The sequence below is a fragment of the Pseudomonas sp. C5pp genome, assembly GCF_000814065.1.
Classification (GTDB): Bacteria; Pseudomonadota; Gammaproteobacteria; order Pseudomonadales; family Pseudomonadaceae; genus Aquipseudomonas; species Aquipseudomonas asiatica.
On the sequence record NZ_JWLN01000007.1, the window covers coordinates 149,847 to 173,305 of the forward strand.

Here is a 23,459-nt window from a genome sequence, read left to right on the forward strand (position 1 = left end):
ACCGAGCCATCCGCGGTGAAAACGATAACGGTGTAGCGCAGGTGTTGATCAGGCCCAGAAACCAAACAGCACCAACGCCGCCACGCCAAGCCCGACCGCAACCGAACAGCCGCCCAACGACAGTGCCGCTCGACCTTGCCGGTACCAACCATCCTGGCCCAGCTGCCGTGCCGGTGCCAACAGGCTGCGCCAGTGCAGTTCCGTGTCATGAAACGCTTGCAAGTTCGTCATGTCCGCATCCAGCCAACGGCGAAAATCGATCCGCTCGCACGCCGTCACCTGTGGGCTCTGCAAGCGCACATACCATTGCCCGGCAACACTCGCCAGCACATCCCGGCGCGAGCGACCGGCCTGCAGTGCCTGGTCCATGTGCCGCTCGATGCTCGCCAATGGCAGGTCGAGGCGGGCGGCGATGCTGGCGAAGTCCAGTTGGTCGAGGCGGTTGAGCAGGAATACTTGTTGGACACGCCGTGGCAGGCGTTTCAGGGCGTGCAGCAGGGCGTCGTCGGCATGATGTTCGGCAGCAGGGGTTGGGTACTCAAGGGGCAGCAGCAGACGGGTCATGGACAGCTCCTTGCTCTGTGGAGGGAAAGGGATGGGGGCATCTTCCGTGATGCGTGATCAGCGTATGTGAAACGAGATTGATTCTCAAGTGCTGATTCCGCAAAGTTTTGTAATGAGCGTTCACGCCCTGAAATACCTTTGCTATCATGCGCGCCATCACGATCTTCATTAGCCTGAAGAGCCAAAAAAAAAGACCCAGCAAAAAGCTGGGTCAAAAACCGTGATTAGCCTGATGAGGAGATAATCTGAGAGCGACCTAAGCTCCAGGTTATCCAGCAGATCTCGCGATCAGCTGAGTGCAATAATAATCGTTATCATTTGCCAGTCAAATGAATTTTCGCTAATCCGGTAAAAAAGTTTTACCGGTGCGCTTCCTTGTCCCGGCAATCGGGGCCTTCGCCGTTACCCGGCCATCACGTTCTCTCCCTTCTTTCTTGCTTACAAACCCGATTCCACGGTGCGTTTGTGCTCGAGCAGTGCGCGCGCCATGTCCATCATGTGCATCAGGGCAAAGGTCAGTTCGCGCTGGCTGCCGTGCTGGTGGGTGGCAGTTTCCTGCGCGGTGGCGGCGGCGCAGCGCAGCAGGGCGATGGCGTGTTCCTGGGCCTGGTCGCCGGTTACACCCTCGTGCAGGGTCCAGATCCTGTTGTCCAGGGTGGGACGCGGCGGGTTGGGGTTGAGGTAGTAGTCGAGGGCGCGGCGGGCGGCTTCGCTGTCGAGATCTGTTTCGTCGTTTTTCGGTGGTTTCATCGCGATACCTTCTGATTTCCCTTCAAACACACAGGAATCAGAGGATAGGTCAGTCTGTACTATCTATCTAAAAATAAATAATTCAGATTGTGTATTGCTGCGATTAATACAGTCCGTATTGTTGCCGCTCATGGAAAACTGGAACGCATTTCTCAAGCGCTACAAGCGCGAACACAATCTCAGCCAGCTCAAGCTGGCCGAGCGCCTGGGCATGACTCAGGGGGGCGTGGGGCATTGGCTGCGTGGCACGCGGCGGCCGACGCTGGAAACCATCAACGAAAAGCTCGAAAAGCTTGGGCTGGTGTTTCTGGAAGCCCAAGTCATGGTGGTGGAGCGCGATATCGTGCGCGAATCGCCTGGTCACTATGCGGCCGAGCAGCCAGTTTCGGCACAAGCACTGCTTTACGCGAGCTTTCGCTTCCCGGTGCTGAGTTGGGCTGACTTGCAGGGGCCCTTGCCAGAAACAAGCAAGGCCCACGAACAGACTGACTACATGCCCGCCGGCAATGCGTTCTGGCTGGTGGTGGAAAACGACTCGATGAATGCCGCCAGTGGCAGGAGCATACCTGAGGGTATGCGTGTGCTGGTGGATACTGGCCTGCCGGCAGAGCCAGGCCGGTTGGTGATTGCGCGGCAGCCCGGGCGGCCAGCAGTGTTGCGGCAGTTGGTCGAGGAGGGCGGAGACAGGATGCTCAAACCGCTGAATACCCGCTACCCGACAGTCCTGTGTGAAGACGGCTGCGAATTTCTGGGTGTGGTCGTGCGGGGGCACGAGGTCTTCTAGCTTGCCGGGGGCTGCTGTGCAGCCCTGTCGCGACACAAGGCCGCTCCTACAGCGGCCACACCGGGTTCGATCGATATGCGCGCCTTTGCAGGAGGCTGATGGCAGCGATGAATATGGATAGATGGATTGCCCTGGTCCGTGACCGGATGGAGGAGCTAGGGCTTACTCAGGAGCAGCTTGCCGAGCGCGTTGGCGTGTCTCAAGGCAGCGTGGGGCATTGGGTGAACAAGCGGCGGCAGCCGAAGGTCGAGTCGATGAACCGCACGCTCATCGAAATTGGCATGCCGCACTATATCGTCAGCTTGCAGCTGCGCATTCAGGGGCAGGTTGACGGGAAGCGGAGCATTTACGAGGTCGATGACTCCGATGATGACCTGGACCTCATGCAATACATCGTGTGCTTCCGCTACCCGGTGCTGGGCTGGGATGAGTTAGGTATCGCAGAGGGGGCGGAGCCAGGTGTGTTCGAGCAGACGGACTACCTGGCCCAAGGCAAGGCGTTCTGGCTGACTGTCGAGAATGATGCGATGAGTGCCGCCAGTGGCCGCAGTGTGCCGCAGGGCATGCGGATGTTGGTGGATCCTGGGGTAGATGCCGAGCCAGGGCGTCTGGTTATCGCTCGTCAGCCGGGCAAACCGGCGATTTTCCGTGAGTTGGCGGAGGAAGGTGGGCAACGGTACCTGAAGGCACTCAACAGCAACTACCCGGCGCTGTTGTGTGAGGAAGGCTGCGAGTTTCTGGGTGTGGTCGTGCGAGTGCATGGCTCCTTCTAGATTGCCGGGGCTGCTGCGCAGCCCTTTCGCGACACAAGGCCGCTCCTACAAGTACCGCACCAACCTCAGGGCATGCACCGTACCTGTAGGAGCGGCCTTGTGTCGCGAAAGGGCCGCAAGGCGGCCCCCAGGACTCTTACTCCGCCAGTTCGACCAGCACCGTCCCTTCGCTGACCATATCCCCTTCCTGGCAGAACAACGCCTTCACCGTGCCGCCATGCGGCGCGCGAATGCTGTGCTCCATCTTCATGGCCTCCAGCACTACCAGCGCCGTACCTGCTTCCACCACCTGCCCAGGCTCCACCAGCACCCGCACGATGCTGCCGTTCATGGGCGCGCCCAGGCCGCCCTGGTGGCTGTGGCTGGCCTCGGCCTCGGCGATCGGGTCGAAGGCTTCGATGGCATGCATCTCGCCGTCCCAGTGCAAGTACAGCGTGCCACCGCGGCGGATCGCCAGATGCTGGCGACGCACGCCAGCTTGGTCATGTACCAACTGCTCGCCCAGCAACTGCCAGGTAGACGCAGCGCTGCGCTCCAGGGCGACTGCCTGGTCCTGCCCGCCACTGACCAGGTGCAGGCTGCTGCGCGCCGGCAGGCCCAGGCGCAGGCCGTTGCGCTCGGCCCACGGCGAACTGCGGTCGTCCTCCCGCTGGTGTGCGGCCTGGCCCTGCAACCAGGCCTCGGCCGCGGCTTCCCAGAAGCCTGCCGGCAGCGCTTGCGGCGCGGGCAGCAAAACCTCCTGGTGACGCGGAATGAAGCCAGTATCCAGTTCCGCTGCAGCAAACGCCGGGTGGGCGAGAATGCGCCGCAGGAAGGCGATGTTGGTCTTCAACCCGCCAATGGCAAATTCGTCGAGCATGGCCAGCAAGCGCAGGCGCGCCTGCTCGCGGTCTTCGCCCCAGGCGATCAGCTTGCCCAGCATCGGGTCGTAGAACGGCGACACCACATCACCTTCGCTGACCCCGCTGTCCACCCGTCGCCCTTCGCCGGCTGCCGACTCGCGGTACAGCGCCAGCTTGCCGGTCGCGGGCAGGAATTCGTTGGCCGGGTCCTCGGCATACAGGCGCACTTCGATGGCATGGCCGATCAGCGGCACCTGTTCCTGGGTGATCGGCAGGGCCTCGCCGCAGGCCACGCGAATCTGCCAGGCCACCAGGTCGAGCCCGGTAATGGCCTCGGTGACCGGGTGCTCCACCTGCAGGCGGGTGTTCATCTCCATGAAGAAGAACTCGCCACGGGCATCGAGCAGGAACTCCACGGTGCCGGCGCCCACGTAGCCGATGGCCTGGGCCGCGCGTACCGCCGCCTCACCCATGGCCCGGCGCAATTCGGCTGACAGGCCTGGCGCTGGGGCTTCTTCCACCACCTTCTGGTGACGGCGCTGTATCGAGCAGTCACGCTCGTTGAGGTACAGGCAGTTGCCGTGCTGGTCGGCGAATACCTGGATTTCCACATGGCGCGGCTTGAGCACGTACTTTTCCACCAGCATGCGCGCATCGCCGAACGACGACTGCGCCTCACGCTGGGCCGAGGCCAGGGCGTCGGCCAGCTGGCTTTCTTCCTCGACCACTTTCATGCCCTTGCCGCCGCCGCCGGCGCTGGCCTTGAGCAGCACCGGGTAGCCGATGCGTTCGGCGGCGGCGCGGAAGGTGTCCAGGTCCTGGGCTTCGCCGTGGTAGCCCGGCACCAGTGGCACGCCAGCGGCCTCCATCAGTGCCTTGGCCGCCGACTTGCTGCCCATGGCGTCGATGGCGCTGGCCGGTGGGCCGAGGAAGATCAACCCGGCCTCTTCGATGGCACGGGCGAAGCCTGCGTTCTCGGACAGGAAGCCATAGCCCGGGTGGATGGCCTGGGCGCCGCTGGCCTTGGCTGCGGCCAGCAGCTTGTCGACCAGCAGGTAGCTTTCGGCAGCCTTGGTGCCGCCGAGGTCGACGCGGATATCGGCTTCGCGGCTGTGCCGGGCATCACGGTCGGTGGCACTGTGCACGGCCACGGTGGTCAGGCCCATGGCCTTGGCGGTGCGCATCACCCGGCAGGCGATTTCGCCGCGGTTGGCGACCAGCAGGGTGGTCAAAGCGGGGCGGCTCATGGGCGCGGCTCCTTCTTGTCGTCGGTTTGCCAGGCGGGGCGGCGTTTTTCCAGGAAGGCGCGCAGGCCCTCCTGGCCTTCGGCGCTGACTCGGATGCGGGCGATGGTGTTTTCGCAGTAGCGGCGCAAGGCCGGGCTGAGTTCACCGTCGTCCACTTCACGCAGCAGGTCCTTGGTGGCGCGCAGCGCTTGCGGGCTGTTCTGCAGCAGGTTGCTCACCCAGGCTTCGACCTGGGCGTCCAGTTCGCTGGCCGGGTAGACCTCGGCCAGCAGGCCCAGCTCGCGGGCCCGCACGCCGCTGAAACGCTCGGCGGTAAGGGCATAGCGGCGCGCGGCACGCTCGCCGATGGCCTTGACCACGAACGGGCTGATCACTGCCGGGGCCAGGCCGATGCGCACTTCCGACAGGCACAGCTGAGCGTCTTCGGCACCGATGGCCATGTCGCAGCAACTGATCAGGCCCAGCGCGCCGCCAAAGGCCGCGCCTTGCACCACGGCCAGGGTCGGCGCCTTGAGGCGGTGCAGGGCATACATCAGCTCGCCCAGCTCGCGGGCATCATCCAGGTTGGTGTTGAAGTCCAGCTGCGCCGACTGCTGCATCCAGGCCAGATCGGCGCCGGCGCTGAAGTGCCGGCCGCGGCCGCGCAGCAGCACGAAGCGCAGGCTGGCGTCCTCGGCCAACTGGTCGAGGGCGACGATCAGCTCGCGGATCATCAAGGCGTTGAAGGCGTTGTTCTTGTCCTCGCGGCTCAGCCACAGGGTGGCGAAGCCGCGCGGGTCGCGGATCACTTCGAGAGTGCTGAAATCGCTCATGGGTCACATCCGGAAAATGCCGAAGCGGCTCTGTTCGATCGGTGCGTTCAGCGCGGCGGACAACGCCAGGCCGAGCACGTCGCGGGTCTGTGCCGGGTCGATGACACCGTCGTCCCACAGGCGGGCGCTGGAGTAGTAGGGGTGGCCCTGGTGCTCGTACTGGTCAAGGATCGGCTGTTTGAGCCGGGCTTCGTCTTCGGCGCTGAACGGGTGGCCACTGCGCTCGCTCTGTTCGCGCTTGACCTGGGCCAGCACGCCGGCAGCCTGTTCGGCCCCCATCACGCCGATCCGCGCATTGGGCCACATCCACAGGAAGCGCGGGTCGTAGGCACGGCCGCACATGCCGTAGTTGCCGGCGCCAAAGCTGCCGCCAATGATCACCGTGAACTTCGGCACCTGGGCGCAGGCCACGGCAGTGACCAGCTTGGCGCCGTGCTTGGCGATGCCGCCTTCTTCGTACTTCTTGCCGACCATGAAACCGGTGATGTTCTGCAGGAACAGCAGCGGGATGCCGCGCTGGCAGGCCAGTTCGATGAAGTGCGCGCCTTTTTGCGCCGCTTCGGCGAACAGGATGCCGTTGTTGGCGAGGATCGCCACCGGGTAGCCGTGCAGGTGGGCGAAGCCGCACACCAGGGTGGTACCGAACAGCGCCTTGAACTCGTCGAACACCGAGCCGTCGACCAGACGCGCGATAACCTCGCGCACGTCGAACGGTTGCTTGGCATCGGCCGGCACCACGCCATACAGCTCATCGGCGGCGTACAGCGGTGCCACCGGGGCCAGGCGCTGCAGCTTGCCCAGCTTGTGCCAGTTGAGGTTGGCCACGCTGCGTCGGGCCAGGGCCAGGGCATGTTCGTCGTTGTCGGCATAGTGGTCGGCCACGCCGCTGGTGCGGCAGTGCACATCGGCACCGCCAAGGTCTTCGGCGCTAACCACCTCGCCAGTGGCCGCCTTCACCAGTGGCGGGCCGGCGAGGAAGATGGTCGCCTGCTGGCGCACCATGATCGCTTCGTCGGCCATCGCGGGCACGTAGGCACCGCCGGCAGTGCACGAGCCCATCACCACGGCAATCTGCGGAATGCCCAGCGCGCTCATGTTGGCCTGGTTGAAGAAGATCCGCCCGAAGTGCTCGCGGTCGGGGAACACTTCGTCCTGGCGTGGCAGGTTGGCGCCGCCGGAGTCCACCAGGTAGATGCACGGCAGGCGGTTCTGCAGGGCGATGGTCTGCGCACGCAGGTGCTTCTTCACCGTCAGCGGGTAGTAGGAACCGCCTTTGACCGTGGCGTCGTTGGCCACGATCATGCATTCCACGCCTTCGACGCGGCCGATGCCGGCGATCACGCCCGCAGCGGGCACGTCTTCGCCATACACCTCATGGGCAGCCAGTTGGCCGATTTCGAGGAACGGCGAGCCCGGGTCCAGCAGGCGGTCGATACGCTCGCGCGGCAGCAGCTTGCCACGCGAAGTGTGCCGCTCCTGAGCCTTGGGCCCACCGCCCTGGGCCACTTGGGCGAGCAGGCCGCGCAGGGCCTGGACCTGTTCGAGCATGGCCGCGCTGTTGCCGGCGAACTCTGCCGAACGCGGGTTGATCTGGGTGTGCAAGGTAGCCATGTGCGCCCGTCCCTTGTGCTCAGCGGGTTTCGTTGAACAGTTCGCGGCCGATCAGCATCCGGCGGATTTCGCTGGTGCCGGCACCGATCTCGTACAGCTTGGCGTCGCGCAGCAGGCGGCCTGCCGGGAATTCGTTGATATAGCCGTTGCCGCCGAGAATCTGGATCGCCTCCAGGGCCATTTGCGTGGCGCGCTCAGCGGTGTACAGGATCACCCCGGCGGCGTCCTTGCGGGTGGTCTCGCCACGGTCGCAGGCCTGGGCCACGGCATACAGGTAGGCACGGCTGGCGTTGAGCTGGGTGTACATGTCGGCGATCTTGCCCTGGATCAGCTGAAACTCGCCGATGCTCTGGCCGAACTGCTTGCGGTCGTGAATGTAGGGCACTACCAGGTCCATGCAGCTCTGCATGATGCCGGTCGGGCCGCCGGACAGCACCACGCGCTCGTAGTCCAGGCCGCTCATCAGCACGCGCACGCCACCGTTGAGCTGGCCGAGGATGTTTTCTTCCGGCACTTCGACGCCGTCGAAGAACAGCTCGCAGGTGTTGGAGCCACGCATGCCCAGCTTGTCGAACTTGTTGCTGCGGCTGAAGCCTTTCCAGTCACGCTCGACGATGAACGCGGTGATGCCGTGCGCACCCTTTTCCAGGTCGGTCTTGGCATAGATCACGTAGGTGTTGGCGTCCGGGCCGTTGGTGATCCAGGTCTTGCTGCCGTTGAGCACGTAGTGGTCGCCGCGCTTTTCCGCGCGCAGCTTCATCGATACCACGTCGGAACCGGCGTTGGGCTCGCTCATGGCCAGGGCGCCGATGTGCTCGCCGCTGATCAGCTTGGGCAGGTACTTGAGCTTCTGCTCGTGGCTGCCGTTGCGGTTGATCTGGTTGACGCAGAGGTTGGAGTGGGCACCGTAGGACAGTGCCACCGAGGCCGAGCCACGGCTGATTTCTTCCATCGAAACCACGTGGGCCAGGTAGCCCAGGCCGGCACCGCCGTATTCTTCCGGCACGGTGATGCCCAGCAGGCCCATGTCGCCGAACTTGCGCCACATGTCGGCAGGGAACAGGTTGTCGTGGTCGATTTGCGCGGCGCGCGGAGCCAGTTCGGCGGCGACGAAGGTGCGCACCTGGTCGCGGAGCATGTCGATGGTTTCGCCCAGGGCGAAGTTCAGGGTGGGGTAATGCATGCTGGGGCACCTTCTTGTTCTTGAAATTGGGTAACACCGTAGCTCAAGGGCTATCCACCGGCCCTGTGGGAGCGGGTTTACCCGCGAATGCGTCAGCAGGGCCACCGTCATTGCCTGGATGATCGCATTCGCGGGTAAACCCGCTCCCACAGGGTCGGTGGTGCGCCGACAAACCCGATGTCGTTTTCACCTTTACGTTAACGTAAACCTGCATGCACTTACTGTCAATCGACTCATCACCTTTACGTAAACGTAAATCTGCGCCAGAGTATTCCCGCTTGCTTCAGTCGTGCCCAGAACAACCACAAGAAGGGACACCCATGAGTCAACCAAGCTATTCCCGCGGTCGCCAGGACCAAGCCTTGCTGACCCAGACCATCGGCCAGGCCTTCGACGCCACCGTGGCCCGTTGTGCCGACGGCGAGGCCCTGGTGTCGCGCCATCAGGGCCTGCGCTACAGCTGGCGGCAGTTGGCCGAGCAGGTCGAGGTGCATGCTCGTGCCCTGATGGCCCTGGGCGTGAACACCGGCGATCGGGTCGGCATCTGGTCGCCCAACTGCGCCCAGTGGTGCATCCTGCAGCTGGCCAGCGCCAAGGTCGGTGCCATCCTGGTCAACATCAACCCGGCCTACCGCGTGGGCGAGCTGGAATACGTGCTGCGTCAGTCCGGTTGCCGCTGGCTGGTGTGTGCCGATGCCTTCAAGACGTCCGACTACCACGCCATGGTCCAGGAACTGGCGCCGGAGCTGGCCAGCGCCACCCCGGGTGAAATGGCCAGTGAACGCCTGCCCGACCTGCGTGGTGTGGTCAGCCTGGCCGCCAACCCGCCGGCAGGCTTCCTGCCTTGGCAAGCGCTGGCCGAGCGGGCAGGGCAGACCTCCGTCGAGGCTTACGCGAAGCGCCAGCAAAGCCTGCAGTTCGACCAGCCGGTGAACATCCAGTACACCTCCGGCACCACCGGCGCACCGAAGGGCGCCACGCTCAGCCACTACAACATCCTCAACAACGGCTTCATGGTCGGCGAAAGCCTGGGCCTGACCGCACGCGACCGCATGGTGATCCCGGTACCGCTGTACCACTGCTTCGGCATGGTCATGGCCAACCTCGGCTGCATCACCCATGGCAGCACCATGATCTACCCCAACGACGCCTTCGACGCCGAGCTCACCCTGCGCGCCGTGGCCGAAGAGCGTGCCAGCATCCTCTATGGCGTGCCGACCATGTTCATCGCCATGCTCGACCACCCCGCGCGCGGGCAAATGGACCTGTCGACCCTGCGCAGCGGCATCATGGCCGGCGCCACCTGCCCGATCGAGGTGATGCGCCGGGTCATCGACCAGATGCACATGGCCGAAGTACAGATCGCCTACGGCATGACCGAAACCAGCCCGGTGTCGCTGCAGACCGGCCCGGACGACGACCTGGAGCTACGCGTGACCACCGTCGGCCGCACCCAGCCGCAGCTGGAGAACAAGCTGGTGGACGCCGACGGCTGCATCGTCCCGCGCGGCGAGATCGGCGAGCTGTGCACCCGCGGCTACAGCGTGATGCTCGGCTACTGGGACAACCCCCAGGCCACGGCAGATGCCATCGACCCGGCCGGCTGGATGCATTCTGGCGACCTGGCGGTGATGGACGAGCACGGCTACGTGCGCATTGTCGGGCGCAACAAGGACATGATCATTCGCGGCGGCGAGAACATCTACCCGCGTGAACTGGAAGAGTTCTTCTACACCCACCCGGCGGTGGCCGATGCCCAGGTGATCGGCATCCCGTGCAGCCGTTATGGCGAGGAGATCGTCGCCTGGATCAAGCTGCACCCGGGGCACAGTGCCACGGTCGAGGAACTGCAGGGCTGGTGCAAGGCGCGCATTGCACACTTCAAGGTGCCGCGGCATATCCGCTTTGTCGACGAGTACCCGATGACGGTGACCGGCAAGGTGCAGAAGTTCCGCATGCGGGAGATCAGTGTGGCGGAGATCTCGGCTTTAACTGCTGGTTGATGTATTGATGCTGCCGGCCCTTTCGCGGGTAAACCCGCTCCTACAAGGTACAGCGCCGCGTTCGAAATCGGCGTGGTCCCTGTGGGAGCGGGTTCACCCGCGAAAGGGCCGGTCCTGCCTGCGTCGATCCTGGTCTACCCTTAAGCCTTCACCGGTGGTTCCTGGCTCGGCGGGTCGCCCACTGTCGGCGGCACGGTCGGCTTGATCGGCAGCTCGTCCGGGTCTTCCTCCGGCACGGGCGGCGGCAGGCTCGGGTCGTCGATGTTGGGATCGGGAGTCTCCGGTGGAATGGGAATGTTCATGGCCTGACCTCGCTTGGGTAATTGAAGAGGTGCTGCAGGCTTCGACCCCTCGCAGCTGCCGTTCGCTCAATTTTTTTGAACCCCACGCCTGTGCCCGGCTCTGAACCCTTACCGCCACCAGCCTGAGGGAGCAAGGTCCGATGTCACGAAACGAGCCCTTCGAAAGCGTGCCCATGGCCAACGATCACCCGGACCAGGCCATCAGCCTGTCCCAGGCGCTGCTGGCGCCGCGCATCGTGATCGAAGACACCCAACCCGTGCTCGAGGCCGGCACCTTCGCCGCCAAGGCCATCAGTGGCCAGCCGGTGGCGGTCAGCAGCAAGGTCTACAGCGACGGCCACGACCGCCTGGCCGTGATGCTCAACTGGCGCCAGGCCCACAGCCGGCGCTGGCATTGCGTACCCATGTACTCGCCGGGCAACGACCTGTGGCTGGCCGAGTTCACCCCCACCGAACTGGGCCCGCACCTGTTCAGCATCGAGGCCTGGATCGACCCGTTCGCTACTTACTGCCACGACCTGGAGAAGAAGTACCACGCCGGTGTCGAGGTCCGGTTGGAGCTGGAGGAAGGCCGATTGATGCTGGGCAAGGGCATCGAGCTGTGCAACGGTGCCCTGCGCGAGGAGCTCCAGGCATTGCAGCAGCGCCTGCCCACGCTGAATGCCGACGACCAGGTGGCACTGTTTCTCGACCCCGCTACCGCCCGCCTGATGAGCGACGCCGAGCACCGCAGCTACCTGGCCCGCAGCCGCGAATTCCCCGTCGATGTCGACCGCCCGGCCGCGCAGTTCGCCAGCTGGTACGAGCTGTTCCCGCGTTCGGTCACCGACAGCCCCGAGCGCCACGGCACGTTCAACGATGTGCACGAGCGCCTGCCGATGATCCGCGACATGGGCTTCGACGTACTGTATTTTCCGCCGATCCATCCCATCGGCATGCAGCACCGCAAGGGCCGCAACAACGCCCTCACCGCGGAGCCCGGCGACCCGGGCAGCCCGTATGCCATCGGCAGCGCGGAAGGCGGCCACGAGGCGATTCACCCACAACTGGGCAGCCGCGACGACTTCCGTCGCCTGGTGGCCGCAGCGGCCGAGCATGGCCTGGAAATCGCCCTCGACTTCGCGATCCAGTGCTCCCAGGACCACCCCTGGCTCAAGGAGCACCCCGGCTGGTTCAGCTGGCGACCGGACGGCACCATCCGATATGCCGAGAACCCGCCGAAGAAATACCAGGACATCGTCAACGTCGATTTCTACGCGCCCGAGGCCGTGCCCTCGCTGTGGCTGGCTTTGCGTGACGTAGTGGTTGGCTGGGTCGAGGAGGGTGTGAAGACCTTCCGCGTCGACAACCCGCACACCAAACCACTGCCATTCTGGCAATGGCTGATCGCCAATGTGCGCAGCCGGCACCCGGAGGTCATCTTCCTCGCCGAAGCCTTCACCAAACCGGCGATGATGGCCCGCCTGGGCAAGGTCGGGTACGCGCAGAGCTATACCTACTTCACCTGGCGCAATCACAAACAGGAACTGCGCGAATACTTCGAGCAGCTCAACCAGCCGCCATGGAGCCAGTGCTACCGGCCCAACTTCTTCGTCAACACGCCCGACATCAACCCGTACTTCCTGCATACCTCCGGCCGTGCCGGCTTCCTCATACGCGCTGCACTGGCCACCATGGGGTCGGGGCTGTGGGGCATGTATTCGGGCTTCGAACTGTGCGAAGGCACACCGCTGCCGGGCAAGGAGGAGTACCTGGATTCGGAGAAGTACGAAATCCGCCCACGCGATTTCAGCCAACCCGGCAACATCATTGCCGAGATCGCCCAGCTCAACCGCATCCGCCGGCAGAACCGCGCCTTGCAGACCCACCTGGGCGTGGCGTTCTTCAACTGCTGGAACGACAACATCCTGTACTTCGCCAAGCGCACGCCCGAGCGCGACAACTACATTCTGGTGGCAATCAGCCTCGACCCGCACAACGCCCAGGAGGCGCACTTCGAGCTGCCGCTGTGGGAGCTGGGGCTGGATGACAACGCCGAAACCCATGGTGAGGACTTGATGAACGGACATCGCTGGTCGTGGTACGGCAAGACCCAATGGATGCGCATCGAACCCTGGCATCTGCCGTTCGGTATCTGGCGCATCGAAAAGGCCCGTTAGCGACGGGATACGCCATCCCCTGTGGGAGCGGGTTTACCCGCGAAGCAGGCGCCGCGGAGCATGGCACCGGCTTCGCCAGTGTTCGCGGGTAAACCCGCTCCCACAGGGATTGTGTCAAGTCAGTTGCTTGTGCATCAGGGCCAGAGCAACCAGAAATTGAAAGGAGTCGCACATGGCCAAGCGTTCCCGCCCTGCAGCCTTCATCGACGACCCGCTGTGGTACAAGGACGCCGTCATCTACCAGCTGCACATCAAGTCGTTCTTCGATTCGAACAACGACGGCATCGGCGACTTCGCCGGCCTGATCAGCAAGCTCGACTACATCGCCGAGCTGGGCGTCAACACCCTGTGGCTGCTACCGTTCTATCCCTCGCCACGCCGCGACGACGGCTACGACATCGCCGAATACAAGGCCGTGCACCCCGACTACGGCAACCTGGCCGATGCCCGCCGCTTCATCGCCGAGGCGCATAAACGCGGCCTGCGGGTAATCACCGAGCTAGTCATCAACCACACCAGCGACCAGCACCCCTGGTTCCAGCGCGCCCGCCATGCCAAGCGCGGCAGCAAGGCACGGGACTTCTACGTGTGGTCGGATGATGACCAGAAGTACGACGGCACGCGCATCATCTTCCTCGACACCGAGAAGTCCAACTGGACCTGGGACCCGGTCGCCGGCCAGTACTTCTGGCACCGCTTCTACTCGCACCAGCCCGACCTCAACTTCGACAACCCGCAAGTGCTCAAGGCCGTGATCGGGGTGATGCGCTTCTGGCTGGACCTGGGTGTCGATGGCCTGCGCCTGGACGCCATCCCTTACCTGATCGAGCGTGACGGCACCAACAACGAGAACCTTGCCGAAACCCACGACGTGCTCAAGGCGATCCGCGCCGAAATCGACGCCAACTACCCCGACCGCATGCTGCTGGCCGAGGCCAACCAGTGGCCCGAGGACACCCGCCCGTACTTTGGCGAAGGCGAGGGCGACGAATGCCACATGGCCTTCCACTTCCCGTTGATGCCGCGCATGTACATGGCCCTGGCCATGGAAGACCGCTTCCCGATCACCGACATCCTGCGCCAGACCCCGGAAATCCCCGCCAACTGCCAATGGGCGATCTTCCTGCGCAACCACGATGAGCTGACCCTGGAAATGGTTACCGACCGCGAGCGCGACTACTTGTGGAACTACTACGCCGAAGACCGCCGCGCCCGCATCAACCTGGGCATCCGCCGCCGCCTGGCGCCGTTGCTGCAGCGTGACCGCCGGCGCATCGAACTGCTCACCAGCCTGCTGCTGTCGATGCCCGGCACGCCCACCCTGTACTACGGCGACGAACTGGGCATGGGCGACAACATCTACCTGGGCGACCGCGACGGTGTGCGCACGCCCATGCAATGGTCGCCGGACCGCAACGGCGGTTTCTCCCGCGCAGACCCGCAGCGCCTGGTACTGCCGCCGATCATGGACCCGCTGTATGGTTACCAGACCGTCAACGTCGAAGCCCAGGCCAACGACCCGCATTCGCTGCTGAACTGGACCCGGCGCATGCTGGCGGTGCGCAAGCAGCAGAAGGCCTTCGGCCGCGGCAGCCTGCGCACCCTCACGCCGAACAACCGGCGCATCCTCGCCTACTTGCGCGAGTACACCGACGCCGATGGCAACACTGAAGTCATCCTGTGCGTGGCCAACGTTTCCCGCGCCGCCCAGGCAGCTGAACTGGAACTGTCACAATACGCCGACAAAGTACCGGTGGAGATGCTCGGCGGCAGCGCCTTCCCGCCAATCGGGCAACTGCCGTTCCTGCTGACATTGCCACCCTACGCCTTTTACTGGTTCCTGCTGGCCAGCCACGACCGCATGCCCAGCTGGCACATCCAGGCCACCGAGGGGTTACCCGAATTGACCACACTGGTATTGCGCAAGCGCATGGAAGAACTGCTGGAGGCCCCCTCCAGCGATACCCTGCAAAGCGCCATCCTGCCGCAGTACCTGCCCAAGCGGCGCTGGTTCGCCGGCAAGGAAGGGCCGATCGACCAGGTGCGCCTGTGCTACGGCGTGCGTTTCGGCACCGCCACCACGCCGGTGCTGCTCGGTGAAATCGAAGTGCTCAGCGAGGGTGTGGCTACCCGCTATCAGCTGCCGTTCGGCCTGCTGCCCGAAGAGCAGATCAGTACCGCGTTGCCGCAGCAGCTGGCCCTGGCGCGGGTGCGTCGTGCCCATCAGGTTGGTCTGATCACCGACGCCTTCGTCCTCGAACCATTCATCCGCGCGGTACTGCGTGCTTGTGAGGATGGCATGCATCTGCCTTGTGGCAACGGCGAGGGCGAGCTGCGCTTCGAAAGCACGCAGCAGTTGGCGGGCCTGGCGTTGAACGACGAAAGCAGCGTGCGCTACCTCAGCGCCGAGCAGTCCAACAGCTCGGTGGTGATTGGCGACCAGGTGGTGCTCAAGCTGATTCGCCGGGTCAACCCGGGTGTGCACCCCGAGCTGGAAATGAGTGCCTACCTGACCGCCGCAGGCTTTGCCAACATTTCGCCGCTGCTGGCCTGGGTCAGCCGGGTGGACGAGCAGGGCGCGCCACACCTGCTGATGATCGCCCAGGGCTACCTGAGCAACCAGGGTGACGCCTGGGCCTGGACCCAGAACACCCTGGAACGGGCCATCCGCGACCAGATGGAGCCTTCCAGCCTCGACGCCGATGCGCACACCGATGCACTGGCCGAACTCACCGGCTTTGCCGCCTTGCTCGGCCAGCGCCTGGGCGAGATGCACCTGCTGCTGGCTGCACCGACCAACGACGAGGCCTTCCAGCCGCGCCCGAGCGATGCCGACGACAGCGAACGCTGGAGTGCGCAGATCAGCGCCGAACTCACCCATGCCCTCGACCTGCTGGCCCAGCACCGCGACAGCCTAGATAGCGAAAGCCAGGCGCTGGTCGACGATTTGCAGCAACAGCGCGACGGCCTGGCCCAGCACATCGCCAACCTGACCCGCCAGGCCCAGGGCGGCCTGCTGATGCGCGTGCACGGCGACCTGCACCTGGGCCAGGTGCTGGTGGTGCAGGGCGACGCCTACCTCATCGATTTCGAAGGTGAACCGGCCCGGCCGCTGCAAGAGCGTCGGGCAAAACACAGCCCGTACAAAGATGTCAGCGGCGTGCTGCGATCCTTCGACTATGCTGCTGCCATGATCTTGCGCAGCGCGTCTGCGGTCGACCTTTCCGACCCGGCGCGCCAAGCCCGGCAACGGGTTGCCAGGCAGTACCTGCACCAGTCGCGGCATGCCTTTGTCGAAGCCTATGGCCTGGCCACCGCGGCCATGCCTCACGCCTGGCAACAGGCCGAGGGCGAGCGTGCTGCACTGGAGCTGTTCTGCCTGGAAAAAGCTGCCTACGAAATCACATACGAAGCCGAGAACCGTCCGAGCTGGCTGGCCGTGCCTTTGCATGGCCTGCATGGACTGATCAGTACCTGGGGAGAGTCATAGATGAATGCAACCACGCGTGAAAACGGCGGCCTTCGGCAACGGGACCTCGACGCCCTGGCCCGCGCCGAGCACGCCGATCCATTTGCGGTACTCGGCCCCCATGGCGACGGCGCCGGCGGGCAGGTGGTCCGCGCCTTCCTGCCCAACGCCCTGAATGTGCGCATCCTGGCCCGGCATGACGGGCGCATCCTCGCCGAAATGGAGCAGGGCAGCCTGCCAGGGTTGTTCACCGCGCACCTCGATGAGGCACACCCGTACCTGCTGCAGATCGGTTGGGCCGGTGGCGAGCAGATTACCGAAGACCCCTACAGCTTCGGCCCGCAACTGGGCGACATGGACCTGTACCTGTTCGCCGAAGGCAACCACCGCGACCTGTCCGGGCGCTTCGGTGCGCAACCCATCCAGGTCGATGGCGTCGACGGCGTGTGTTTCTCGGTGTGGGCACCGAACGCGCGGCGGGTGTCGGTGGTGGGTGACTTCAACAACTGGGATGGCCGCCGCCACCCCATGCGCCTGCGCCACAGCGCCGGAGTGTGGGAGCTGTTCGTGCCGCGCCTGGGCGTGGGCGAAACCTACAAGTTCGAGGTGCTGGGCAAGGACGGCATACTGCCCCTGAAGGCCGACCCGCTGGCGCGCGCCACCGAACTGCCGCCAAGCACCGCATCCAAGGTGGCAGGGGCGCTCAGCCACGACTGGCAAGACCACGACTGGATGGCGCAACGCGCGCAACGCCATGCCTACAGCGCGCCGCTGTCGATCTACGAACTGCACCCGGGGTCGTGGCGCTGCGAGCTGGATGAGGCGGGCGAGGTCGGGCGCTATTACAACTGGCGCGAGCTGGCCGAGCGCCTGGTGCCGTACGTTCAGGAACTGGGCTTCACCCACATCGAACTGCTGCCGATCATGGAGCACCCGTTCGGCGGCTCCTGGGGCTACCAGCCGCTGTCGCTGTTCGCCCCCACCTCGCGCTATGGCAGCGCCGAGGACTTCGCCGCGTTCATCGACGCCTGCCACCAAGGGGGCATTGGTGTACTGCTGGACTGGGTACCGGCGCATTTCCCCACCGACGAACACGGCCTGGCGCGTTTCGACGGCACCGCCCTGTACGAATACGACAACCCCCTGGAGGGCTACCACCAGGACTGGAACACGCTGATCTACAACCTTGGCCGCAACGAAGTGCGCGGCTTCATGATGGCTTCGGCGCTGCACTGGCTGAAGCACTTCCACATCGATGGCCTGCGCGTCGATGCAGTGGCCTCGATGCTGTACCGCGACTATTCGCGCAAGGCCGGCGAATGGGTGCCCAACCGCCACGGCGGGCGCGAGAACCTGGAGGCCATCGACTTCATCCGCCACCTCAACGGCGTGGCGGCCCACGAGGCCCCGGGCGCGCTGATCATCGCCGAGGAGTCCACCGCCTGGCCCGGCGTCAGCCAGCCGACCCAGCAGGGTGGCCTGGGCTTTGCCTACAAGTGGAACATGGGCTGGATGCACGACACCTTGCATTACATTCAAAACGACCCGGTGCACCGCACTTATCATCACAACGAGATGAGCTTCGGGCTGATCTATGCCTATTCCGAGCACTTCATCCTGCCCATCTCCCACGACGAAGTGGTGCACGGCAAGCATTCGCTGATCGACAAGATGCCCGGCGACCGCTGGCAGAAGTTCGCCAACCTGCGTGCCTACCTCACCTTCATGTGGGCGCATCCGGGCAAGAAGCTGCTGTTCATGGGCTGCGAGTTCGGCCAGTGGCGTGAGTGGGACCACGATGGCGAGCTGGACTGGTACCTGCTGCAGTACCCTGAGCACCAGGGTGTACAGCGCCTGGTAGGCGACCTCAACCGCCTGTACCGCGAGGTGCCGGCGTTGCATGAGCAGGATTGCCAGCCGCAGGGGTTCCAGTGGCTGATTGGTGACGATGCGCAGAACAGCGTGTATGCCTGGCTGCGCTGGAGCAGCAGTGGCGAGCCGGTGCTGGTGGTGGCCAACTTCACCCCTGTGCCGCGCGAGGGGTATCGCATTGGCGTGCCGTTTGGCGAACGCTGGCAGGAGCTGTTGAACAGTGATGCGGAGCTGTATGCAGGGTCCAATGTCGGCAACCTGGGGGTCGTGCAAAGTGACGAGATAGCCAGCCATGGGCAGCCGCAGTCGCTGGCCCTGAACCTGCCGCCGCTGGGTGTTCTGATAATGAAACCAGCCTGATGTTTTGCCAGTACTGGCCTCTTCGCGGGTAAACCCGCTCCCACAGGTATTGCACAAGCTTCAGACCCTGTGCGGTCCTTGTGGGAGCGGGTTCACCCCCGAAAGGGCCGACCCTGCCTACCACCGCATCCGCACTCCAAGGCTGCCAATCAACCCGTTCAGATCATTGTCGTCCACGTCACTGCTGTAATCGGCACTGACAAACAGCGCCACCGTGGGTGTCACCCGCGCCACCAGCCCCAACCCCAGTTCCACTGTGGTCGAGTAGCGCGAGCTGGAGATCTTGTCGACCTGGTCCAGCTTCACCTCATCGGCATTGCTGAAGTCATACCACACGTTGGTCCGCACATAGGGTTCGATCGGCATGCCGCGTACTTCATAACGCCCGGACAGCCTGGCGCCGACCCGACCGCTCCAGCTCGGCTGGCTGTCGAAGGCCTGCAAGGTCTCTTCCTGCGCCCGGCTGCCGGGGAAGAACTGCTGGTTGATCAACTGTGCCTGTGGCTCGATCACCCAGCCGCCACCCAGGCCGATGGGGATGCCGCCTTCCAGCGAAAAGGTCATCGCGTGGCCGCTATCGTCCAGACGCTGGCCGTTTTCGCCTCGACCGTTGACGTCGATGCGTGAGCCCATGGCCACGGCATCCAGGTGCCAGCCCTGTTCATGGGTCATGCTCCAGTACACCCCCAGGCTTTCGCCGCTGAGGTTCACGGCGTTGCGTTGCTTGTCGCCCAACAGCTGGCGCATGCCGTTGAAGTTGGTCTGCAGGTTGTTTTGCCCCACGAAGATCCCCGCGCGGTGCACATTGCCCGCTGCAGTTTCACGCACGAACAGGTCCGGGCCGATCATCAGTTGCTGGCTGGGGGCCTCCAGCTGGTCCGGAGGCTGCGCGCCACTGCGCGCGGTGGTGGGGAAGAACTGCGCCCACTGGCTGGCGACCAGGTCCGGTGCAGGCTGCCCATGGCGTTCGCTCATCTTTTGCGAGAACGCGTTCAAGGTACCGATACTCAAGCCACTGGCGCTGACCGGGTCGAGCGTAAGCTGTGGTACTGCCGGTTGGTGCAGGAAGCCGGGCGAGGTCGGGTCGTCCTGCAGTTCATACGCGATAGTTTCCACCGGGGTTGCCAGAAGCAGCGACGTGGAAACCGCGTAGAAAATGCTTTCGAAGCGCAAGGGGTTCGAGGTGCTTTTCATGGCGGATCTCCTTTGTTTTTGTGTTACAGCCCTAGGACCTGGCCTGTTGTCACGAGCTGTACGGCAAAAACAGTGGGCGACCCAAACCAGCACGCCTGGCTTTCTGCATCGCGCACGAAGGCGCGAGCTAGAGGCCCGGCACGAGATCATTACTGCTTGATATGTTCAGCTAAGGAGAGGGCGCCGCTTGCGTCAAGAAAGCGTGAAGGAAGTGTTCAGGTTCCGTGGCTTTGTTCAACTTGTTGAATTAAAAGACAATTCGGTCAGGTATAGCCAGGTTCGCTATTTGCCGTGCTGCGGCTATGAAGAATGATTGCTAAGCCTGACTTCGACCGACAACGGCAGGTGGTCCGACAGGTGCGACCAAGGTTTGTGCCCCAGAATCCGCGGCCCATGGCTTTCGGCGTTGCGCAGGTAGACACGGTCCAGGCGCAACAGCGGCAGCCGCGCAGGATAGGTGCGGGCCAGGTGGCCATGGTGGCGTTCGAAGGCCTCGTGCAGGTCACGCTGCAGGCCCAAGGTGCGGTTGCCGTGGGATTTCCAGTCGTTGAAGTCGCCAGCGATGATCACCGGGGCGTCGGCGGGCAAGGATTCGAGCAGCTTGCGCAGCAGTTGCAGCTGCTTCTGGCGGTGGCTTTCCAGTAACGACAGATGTACGCAGATGGCATGTACCTGATGCTGGCCAGGCACGTCGAGGACGCAGTGCAGCAGGCCACGTCGTTCGGGGCCGGTGATCGACACGTCGAGGTTGCGATGTTCGATGATCGGGTATTTGGACAGCAGCGCGTTGCCGTGGTGGCCGTCGGGGTAGACCGCGTTGCGCCCGTAGGCGAAGTCGCTCCACATGCTGTCGGCGAGGAACTCGTACTGCGAGGTCTGCGGCCAGCCGGGGTAGCGCGCGGCGTGGCGGTCGTGGCTGCCGAGCACCTCCTGGAGAAAGACGATGTCGGCCTGGGTGCTGCGCACCGCCTCGCGCAGTTCCGGCAGGATGAAGCGCCGGTTGAAGGCGGTGAAGCCCTTGTGGGTATTCACCGTCAGCACCCGCAGCCGCTTCACGGCCGGGGCCTGGTTGACACTGGCGAAACCTTTACTGCCGGCTTCGGGGTTCACGGTTACTCCTCGGTCAACGGGTTTGCGCGGATCCTTGTAGGAGCGGCCTTGTGTCGCGATCGGGCCGCGCAGCGGCCCCGTTTGTCAGCACCAAGGCAAGAATAGCTGGGGCCGCTGTGCGGCCCGATCGCGACACAAGGCCGCTCCTACACAAGGGACACATACCAGCGTTTCAGGTTCACTCCTCATCACGCTGCAACACCATCAGCAGCAACGACCGCCCCTTCACCTCGAAGGTGCTGTCGAACTGCAGATGCTGCCCCTTGCGCAGCTCTGGCCGGTCGGTATCGACCAGGCAGCTCCAGTAATCCCCCTCGGGCACGGTTGGCAGCTGGAACGGCACGATGTCATGGTGGGCATTGACGATCAGCAGCACGGTGGCCTCGGCGCCTGGCCTGGCAATGCCGCTGACCTGGGCACGGCCATCGATCAACATGCCCAGGCAACGCCCGTGCGGGTCTTCCCATTGTTCCACGCTCATCTCGTTGCCATCCGGTGCCAGCCAGGTCACATCCTTGACGCCGATCGCCTCATTGTAGTCGCCAACCAGGAAGCGCGAGCGGCGCAGTACCGGGTAGGCCAGGCGCAGGCGGGTGAGGCGCTTGACGAAAGCCAGCAGCTCTTTGCCCTCCTGGTCCAGGTCCCAGTTCACCCAGCCGATCTCGCTGTCCTGGCAATAGGCATTGTTGTTGCCATGCTGGGTACGGCTGAACTCATCGCCGGCGACGATCATCGGCGTGCCCTGGGCCAGCAGCAGGGTAGCGAAGTAGTTGCGCATCTGGCGCATGCGCAGAGCATTCACGGCCGGGTCGTCGGTTGGCCCCTCGACACCGCAGTTCCATGACAGGTTGTTATCTGTGCCGTCCTGGTTGTTCTCGTCGTTGTCCTCGTTGTGCTTGTGGTTGTACGACACCAGGTCGCGCAAGGTGAAACCGTCGTGGGCGGTGACGAAGTTGACCGAGGCATAGGGGCGCCGGCCACGGTTGTTGAACATGTCCCCCGAGGCTGTCATGCGCGAGGCAAAGTCGGCCAGTTGGCTTTCGTCGCCTTTCCAGAAGGCACGCACGGTGTCGCGGAAGCGGTCATTCCACTCTGCCCAGCCCGGGGCAAAGTTGCCCACCTGGTAGCCGCCCGGGCCGCAATCCCATGGTTCGGCAATCAGCTTCACCTGGCTCAGCATCGGGTCCTGGCGGCAGGCGACGAGGAAGCCGTGGCGTTCGCTGTAGCCGTCGTGGTAGCGGCCAAGGATGGTCGCCAGGTCGAAGCGGAAGCCGTCCACGTGCATTTCGCCAGCCCAGTAGCGCAGCGAGTCGGTGACCAGCTGCAGCACGCAGGGGTGGCTCAGGTCCAGGGTGTTGCCGGTGCCGGAATCGTTGATGTAATAGCGCTTGTCGTCCGGCATCAGGCGGTAGTACGAGGCGTTGTCGATACCGCGCATCGACAGCGTGGGGCCGCGCTCGTTGCCTTCGGCGGTGTGGTTGTAGACCACATCCAGGATCACCTCCAGCCCGGCGTCGTGCAGGTGTGCGACCATTTCCTTGAACTCGGCGATCTTGCCGCTGGCCAAGTAACGCGGGTGGGGAGCGAAAAAGGCGATGCTGTTGTAGCCCCAGTAGTTGTTCAGGCCCTTGTCCAGCAGGTGCTGGTCGTTGACGAAGGCGTGAATCGGCAGCAGCTCGATGCTGGAAACGCCCAGCTCCTTGATGTGCTTGAGCAACTCGTCATTGGCCAGGCCGGCGAAGGTGCCGCGCAGTTCTTCCGGCACCGCTGGGTGGCGCATGCTGATGCCACGGGTGTGGGCCTCATAAATGATCGTACGCTCCCAGGGGATCTGCACGCGCTGGTCGCGGCCCCAGGTGAATGCAGGGTCGATCACCTTGCACTTGGGCACGAAGGGCGCGCTGTCGCGCTCGTCGAACGACAGGTCACCGTCGGGGTGGCCGATGGTGTAGCCGAACAGTGCTTCGGACCATTGCAGGCTGCCGACCAGTTGCTTGGCATACGGGTCGATCAGCAGTTTGTTGGGGTTGAAGCGGTGGCCGTTTTCCGGCTCGTAGGGGCCGTGCACGCGGTAGCCGTAGACCAGCCCTGGGTGAGCGTCAGGCAGGTAGCCGTGGTAGATCTCGTCGGTGTATTCGGGGAGCTCGATGCGTTCGATTTCGTGCTCGCCGGTGGAGTCGAACAGGCACAGCTCGACCTTGGTGGCATTGGCCGAGAACAGGGCAAAGTTGACCCCAAGGCCATCCCAGGTGGCGCCAAGGGGGAAGGGCAGGCCTTCGCGGATACGCGACGGGGCTACCGAGCGGGTTTTCTTCGGGGTGCGGGGGCTCATGGCGGTCCTCTGTGGCCGTGGTGGTGGAGGGAGCTGCGTAGGCCTGTACCGGCCTCTTCGCGGGTGAACCCGCTCCTACAGGGATAGCGCCA

Annotated in this window: 16 protein-coding genes; 6 read left to right on the forward strand and 10 right to left on the reverse strand. The window is 64.2% G+C overall.

Features of this window, described 5'->3' with window-relative positions; translation table 11 throughout:
• Window positions 1-48 precede the first annotated feature (48 nt).
• Complete coding sequence (locus tag RR51_RS08025; RefSeq protein WP_039613141.1) at window positions 49-564, reverse strand: sigma factor-like helix-turn-helix DNA-binding protein; 516 nt, start codon at window positions 562-564, stop codon at window positions 49-51.
• 438 nt (window positions 565-1,002) lie between these two features.
• Window positions 1,003-1,314: a DUF6124 family protein gene (locus tag RR51_RS08030; protein ID WP_025339827.1), complete on the reverse strand. Its 312-nt coding sequence runs from the start codon at window positions 1,312-1,314 to the stop codon at window positions 1,003-1,005.
• 130 nt (window positions 1,315-1,444) lie between these two features.
• On the opposite strand from RR51_RS08030, the gene RR51_RS08035 reads away from it, so the two are divergent.
• Entirely contained in the window at window positions 1,445-2,098 is a 654-nt protein-coding gene (locus tag RR51_RS08035; protein WP_039613142.1) for a LexA family protein, read from the forward strand.
• 107 nt (window positions 2,099-2,205) lie between these two features.
• Window positions 2,206-2,871, forward strand: coding sequence for a LexA family transcriptional regulator (locus tag RR51_RS08040; RefSeq protein WP_177328649.1), 666 nt, complete (start codon window positions 2,206-2,208; stop codon window positions 2,869-2,871).
• Between the two features lie 136 nt (window positions 2,872-3,007).
• On the opposite strand, the gene RR51_RS08045 is transcribed toward RR51_RS08040, so the two are convergent.
• Genes RR51_RS08045 through RR51_RS08060 form a run of 4 tightly spaced genes read right to left on the reverse strand, consistent with a single transcriptional unit; the run spans window position 3,008 to window position 8,566 of the window.
• Entirely contained in the window at window positions 3,008-4,960 is a 1,953-nt protein-coding gene (locus tag RR51_RS08045) for an acetyl/propionyl/methylcrotonyl-CoA carboxylase subunit alpha (protein ID WP_038409976.1), read from the reverse strand.
• Window positions 4,957-5,772, reverse strand: coding sequence for a gamma-carboxygeranoyl-CoA hydratase (locus RR51_RS08050; RefSeq protein ID WP_039613144.1), 816 nt, complete (start codon window positions 5,770-5,772; stop codon window positions 4,957-4,959). Before RR51_RS08050 ends, RR51_RS08045 begins: the two co-directional genes overlap by 4 nt.
• Window positions 5,773-5,775: 3 nt before the next feature.
• Window positions 5,776-7,383 carry a carboxyl transferase domain-containing protein gene (locus RR51_RS08055; protein ID WP_013973340.1) on the reverse strand — a complete coding sequence of 536 codons (1,608 nt, stop codon included), beginning with the start codon at window positions 7,381-7,383 and terminating at the stop codon, window positions 5,776-5,778.
• A 19-nt stretch (window positions 7,384-7,402) separates the two neighbouring features.
• Complete coding sequence (locus RR51_RS08060; RefSeq protein ID WP_013973339.1) at window positions 7,403-8,566, reverse strand: isovaleryl-CoA dehydrogenase; 1,164 nt, start codon at window positions 8,564-8,566, stop codon at window positions 7,403-7,405.
• 320 nt (window positions 8,567-8,886) lie between these two features.
• Between RR51_RS08060 and RR51_RS08065 the strand changes: the two genes are divergently transcribed.
• Window positions 8,887-10,569, forward strand: coding sequence for an AMP-binding protein (locus tag RR51_RS08065; RefSeq protein ID WP_039613145.1), 1,683 nt, complete (start codon window positions 8,887-8,889; stop codon window positions 10,567-10,569).
• A gap of 140 nt (window positions 10,570-10,709) precedes the next feature.
• Here RR51_RS08065 and RR51_RS31180 read toward each other — a convergent pair whose 3' ends face one another.
• Complete coding sequence (locus RR51_RS31180; protein ID WP_003251307.1) at window positions 10,710-10,871, reverse strand: hypothetical protein; 162 nt, start codon at window positions 10,869-10,871, stop codon at window positions 10,710-10,712.
• A gap of 140 nt (window positions 10,872-11,011) precedes the next feature.
• Between RR51_RS31180 and RR51_RS08070 the strand changes: the two genes are divergently transcribed.
• From RR51_RS08070 to glgB, 3 genes are all read left to right on the forward strand, one after another.
• Window positions 11,012-13,030: an alpha-1,4-glucan--maltose-1-phosphate maltosyltransferase gene (locus tag RR51_RS08070; RefSeq protein ID WP_039613146.1), complete on the forward strand. Its 2,019-nt coding sequence runs from the start codon at window positions 11,012-11,014 to the stop codon at window positions 13,028-13,030.
• Between the two features lie 172 nt (window positions 13,031-13,202).
• Window positions 13,203-16,520: a maltose alpha-D-glucosyltransferase gene (treS, locus tag RR51_RS08075; protein ID WP_039613147.1), complete on the forward strand. Its 3,318-nt coding sequence runs from the start codon at window positions 13,203-13,205 to the stop codon at window positions 16,518-16,520.
• Window positions 16,521-18,731 carry a 1,4-alpha-glucan branching protein GlgB gene (gene glgB, locus RR51_RS08080; RefSeq protein WP_038409972.1) on the forward strand — a complete coding sequence of 737 codons (2,211 nt, stop codon included), beginning with the start codon at window positions 16,521-16,523 and terminating at the stop codon, window positions 18,729-18,731.
• Window positions 18,732-18,848: 117 nt separating this feature from the next.
• Here the strand turns inward: glgB and RR51_RS08085 are convergent, their stop codons facing one another.
• The 3 genes from RR51_RS08085 to glgX all read right to left on the reverse strand — a co-directional run bounded on the left by RR51_RS08085 (window position 18,849) and on the right by glgX (window position 23,367).
• Window positions 18,849-19,925, reverse strand: a complete 1,077-nt coding sequence (locus RR51_RS08085) for an autotransporter domain-containing protein (protein WP_013973333.1) — start codon at window positions 19,923-19,925, stop codon at window positions 18,849-18,851.
• Between the two features lie 300 nt (window positions 19,926-20,225).
• Window positions 20,226-21,035 carry an endonuclease/exonuclease/phosphatase family protein gene (locus RR51_RS08090; protein ID WP_015271002.1) on the reverse strand — a complete coding sequence of 270 codons (810 nt, stop codon included), beginning with the start codon at window positions 21,033-21,035 and terminating at the stop codon, window positions 20,226-20,228.
• Between the two features lie 178 nt (window positions 21,036-21,213).
• Window positions 21,214-23,367, reverse strand: coding sequence for a glycogen debranching protein GlgX (glgX, locus tag RR51_RS08095; protein WP_039613148.1), 2,154 nt, complete (start codon window positions 23,365-23,367; stop codon window positions 21,214-21,216).
• Window positions 23,368-23,459 lie beyond the last annotated feature (92 nt).